Source organism: Frankia sp. AgB1.9 (genome assembly GCF_016786355.1).
Taxonomy (GTDB): Bacteria; Actinomycetota; Actinomycetes; order Frankiales; family Frankiaceae; genus Pseudofrankia.
Genome location: NZ_JADWYX010000219.1, coordinates 1 through 4,158 on the forward strand (window position 1 = coordinate 1; position 4,158 = coordinate 4,158).

Sequence of the window (4,158 nt, forward strand, 5' to 3'; positions counted from 1 at the left end):
GTGCGGGCGCGGAGGCGCGCCGCCGCGGCGGCCTCCCCACAAGCGCAGCGAAGTGGGGATGCCGCAGCGGAGGTCGCCGGAGCGCCCGTGAGCGGAGGAGGACGCGGCGCGGAGGTCCCTTGGGAGCGAAGCGAGCAAGGGGCCGGAGCGCCGCGCCCGGACGGAGCGAACCAAATTAACGGATGAACGGCGCCAGGGCCTCGGGGTTGGCGATGGCGGCGAGGCTGACGGCGCGGTCCAGGGGGACGCCGGCGAGGAGGCGCTTCACGGGGACCTCCAGCTTCTTGCCGGTCAGCGTGCGGGGGACGTCGAGGATCTCGATGACGCGGTCGGGCACGTGCCGTGGGGAGAGCTCGGCGCGGATCTCGGCCTTGAGCGCGGCCGCCCGCTGTTCGGTCAGCGTGCCTCGCCTGGTCATGACGACGAACAGCAGGAGCTGGCCGGCCTGGCGCGGGCCCGCCGAGGTGTCGACGACGAGGCTGTCGCGTACACCCTCGGACCGCTCGACCACCCGGTAGAGCTCGGCCGTGCCCAGCCGGATGCCGCCACGGTTGAGGGTCGCGTCCGAGCGGCCCTCGACGACCACGCCACCGGACGGGGTCAGCCGGGCGAAGTCGCCGTGCCGCCACACCCCGGGGTACGTCGAGTAGTAGCTGTCCCGCAGCCGGGAGCCGTCCCGGTCGCCCCAGAACAGCAGCGGCATGGACGGCATCGGCGCCGTCACGACCAGCTCGCCGACCTCGTCGATCAGCGGTTTGCCCGCCTCGTCGAAGACGTCGACGGCGCAGCCGAGCGCCCGGCCGCCCATCTCGCCGGCGCGCACCGGGGTGGTCGGCAGCGCGGCGGCCAGCGGCCCGCACACGTCGGTGCCGCCGCTGATCGACGTGAGCAGGACGTCGGGCTTCACCGAGTCGTACACCCAGGCATAGCCGTCGGTCGACAGCGGCGAGCCGGTCGAGCCGACGGTCCGCAGCGTCGACATGTCGGCGACGACGCAGGGGGACAGGCCCTTGCCCAGGCAGTCGTGGATGAACGCGGCCGACACTCCCAGGCAGGTCAGCTCCAGGGCCTCGACCAGCCGCCACAGCGTGGAGTTGTCCGGGAACGTCGGGCTGCCGTCATAGAGGACGATCGTCGAGCCGACCAGCATGCCGGAGACGAGAAAGTTCCACATCATCCAGCCGGTTGTGGTGAACCAGCAGAATCGGTCGTCCGGGCCCAGATCAAGGTGCAGCGCCAGGGATTTGAGGTGCTCGAGGAGGATTCCGCCGTGGCTGTGCACGATGGGCTTCGGAAGGCCGGTCGTGCCGGACGAGTAGAGAATCCACAACGGCGCGGCAAACGGCATCGGCTCGAATGTCGGTGTCTCGGCCAGGCCGATCACGAGTTCGTCCCACCAGGTCATCCCGGGCAGCCGCATCCGGGTCGCCCGCTCGACGACGTCGGCGGCCACGTAGGGCACGACGACGGTGGCGGCCAGCTCAGGCAGCGACTCCACGAGCTCGCCGATGTTGTGCAGGATGTCGTGCGGCGTGCCGTTGTAGGTGTAGCCGTCGACGACGATCAGTACCTTCGGGGCGATCTGGCTGAAACGGTCGGCCAGCCCGGACGGGCCGAAATCCGGCGAGCAGCTCGACCAGACGGCGCCGATACTGGCTGTGGCGAGCATCGCGATCACGGCGTGCGCGCAGTTCGGCAGTACCGCCGCGACCCGGTCACCGCGGTGAACGCCCAGCCGGCGTAGCCCGACCGCGCACCGGGCGACCTGGCGGCGCATCTCGTCCCAGGACAGCACGACCGTGGCCGCGTCCTCCCGGATCGCGATCACCGCGGGCTCCTGCCCCCGGCGGCTGAGCGCGTTCTCGGCGTAGTTCACCTTCGCGCCCGGGAACCAGCTGGCGCCCGGCATCCGGGCATTGGCCAGCGCCGGGCCGTCGCCACGCTCGCCGCGAAGGCCGCAGAAGGTCCAGATCGAGTCCCAGAACGAGCCGAGCTCGGTGGCCGACCAGCGCCACAGCTCGTGCTCGTCGGCGAACCGCTTCCCGTACTCGGCGGCGACGAACTCCCGGTAGTGCGTCACGCCCGAGTCGCGGACCCGTTCCGGCGAGGGCTCCCAGAGCAGCGATCCCTCGCGGACCCCCTCGCCGGTCCCGTCCGCGCCGTCGGGGGTCTGCGTGTACTGGTTGCCCGCCACCCGACCGACCCTAGTGAATCGGAGCCGACATTCCATCGCTCGCCACCACACACCGGGCCGGAAGTAATCTCCCAGGCTTCTCCGGTCACCTGTCTCAAACAGGTCGTAGCGCGGTGGAAACCGCGCGCAATGGCCAGCCCCGACTTCGGGACGGAACGGACGGGCTCCGTCACCCGGCCGGCAGCCGGTGACCGTCGGGCGCGGGTGACGACCGGGCGCCACGCAAGGCCCAGGAGAGCTACCGTCGCGGTATGGACGCGAGCGGCGGCGAATCCGGCGAGCCGGTGAAGTCAAGCCCCGAGCCGGCAGTGTCCGACCCCGAGCCAGCGGAGTCCGGCCGGGACACGCTGGTGGTCTGGGACGACTCCATGCTCGGGTACGACTTCGGCCCGCACCACCCGATGCACCCGGTGCGCCTCGCGCTGACCATGGACCTGGCGGCGCGGACCGGGGTGCTCGCCACCCCCGGCCTGACGAGGGCGGGCGGGTCGCTCGCGACCGACCAGCTGATCGAGCTGGTCCACGACCCCGCCTACGTCGCCGCCGTCCATCACGTCGGCGCACCCGGCGGCGGCAACCCGAGGCTGGCCGCGATGTTCGCGCTCGGTACCTCGGACAACCCGGTGTTCCGCGGCATGCACGAGGCCGCGGCGACGGCGACCGGCGCGACGCTGACGGCGGCCAGAGCGGTCTGGTCGGGCACCCACCGGCACGCGGTGACGATCGCCGGCGGGCTGCACCACGCGATGCGGGCCGGCGCGAGCGGCTTCTGCGTCTACAACGACCCGGCCGTCGCGATCGCCTGGCTGCTGGCCAACGGCGCGAGCCGGGTCGCCTACGTCGACGTCGACGTCCACCACGGCGACGGGGTCCAGAACGCCTTCTACGACGACCCGCGGGTGCTGACGATCTCCCTGCACCAGTCGGGCCGGACCCTCTTCCCCGGCACCGGGTTCCCGCAGGAGAGCGGCGCCGGCGACGGCGAGGGCACGGCGGTGAACGTCGCGCTGCCGCCCGGCACCGACGACGCCGGCTGGCTGCGCGCGTTCTCCGGGGTCGTGCCCGTGCTGCTGCGCCAGTTCCGGCCGGACGTGCTGGTCACCCAGCACGGCTGCGACACCCACGCCCTCGACCCGCTGGCCGACCTGCGCCTGACCGTGGACGGCCAGCGGGCCTCCTACCTGGCCCTGCACGAGCTGGCCCACGAGGTCGCCGGCGGCCGCTGGGTCGCCTGCGGCGGCGGTGGGTACGCACTGGACACGGTGGTCCCGCGGGCCTGGACGCACCTGCTGGCGATCGCGGCGCACGCGCCGGTGCCGGTCGACCGCGCACTGCCGACCGCGTGGCGCGAGGCGGCGCCCGGCAGGGTCAACGTCGCGACCGGACGGGGGCCGGCCGAGGACGCCGCGGCCGTCGACGCGATGCCGACCGCGTTCGGCGACGGCGGCGGTCCCGTCACCTACCGCGGCTGGGACGCCGGCGAGGGAGACCCGGACGACCCGCTGGACCGCGCGGTCGCCGCGACCCGCCGCGAGATCCTTCCGCTGCACGGTCTCGACCCGTGGCGAGACCGCTGACCGCCGTCGGGTACCCGGCCGGCTGGGAAGCCGACGTGATCCTCTCCGACGGCGGCACGGCGCACATCCGGCCGATCCTGGCCAGCGACGGGCCCCGGCTGCTGGACTTCTGGGACCGGCTGTCGGAGCGGTCGATCTACCTGCGGTTCTTCGGAGTGCGCCGCGGCCTGTCGCCGGCCGACGTCCGGCGGTTCACCGTGGTCGACCAGTCGGTGCGCGGGGCGTTGATCGCGCTCATCGGCGAGGACATGGTCGCGCTCGCGCACTGGGAGGGGACCCCGGCGCCGCCCGAGGACGGCTCGGCGCCGCCGGCCCCCCCCGCCCGTCCGGGCGGCGCCGCGCCCGGCCCGCCCGCGCCCCCGCCCCCCGGGGCCGTGCGGGGGGGCG

Annotated in this window: 2 protein-coding genes and 1 pseudogene; 2 read left to right on the forward strand and 1 reads right to left on the reverse strand. The window is 73.6% G+C overall.

Features of this window, described 5'->3' with window-relative positions:
* Nucleotides 1-175: 175 nt before the first annotated feature.
* Nucleotides 176-2,230 (reverse strand): acetoacetate--CoA ligase, encoded by a 2,055-nt coding sequence (locus I6A60_RS40165; RefSeq protein ID WP_203020062.1) that lies wholly within the window; start codon nucleotides 2,228-2,230, stop codon nucleotides 176-178.
* Between the two features lie 215 nt (nucleotides 2,231-2,445).
* On the opposite strand from I6A60_RS40165, the gene I6A60_RS40170 reads away from it, so the two are divergent.
* The gene (locus I6A60_RS40170) at nucleotides 2,446-3,771 is read left to right on the forward strand and encodes an acetoin utilization protein AcuC (RefSeq protein ID WP_203020064.1); all 1,326 of its coding nucleotides are present in this window, start codon (nucleotides 2,446-2,448) and stop codon (nucleotides 3,769-3,771) included.
* Nucleotides 3,756-4,158, forward strand: a pseudogene (locus I6A60_RS40175) (GNAT family N-acetyltransferase); the annotation flags it as partial. The gene I6A60_RS40170 and the pseudogene I6A60_RS40175, both read left to right, overlap by 16 nt.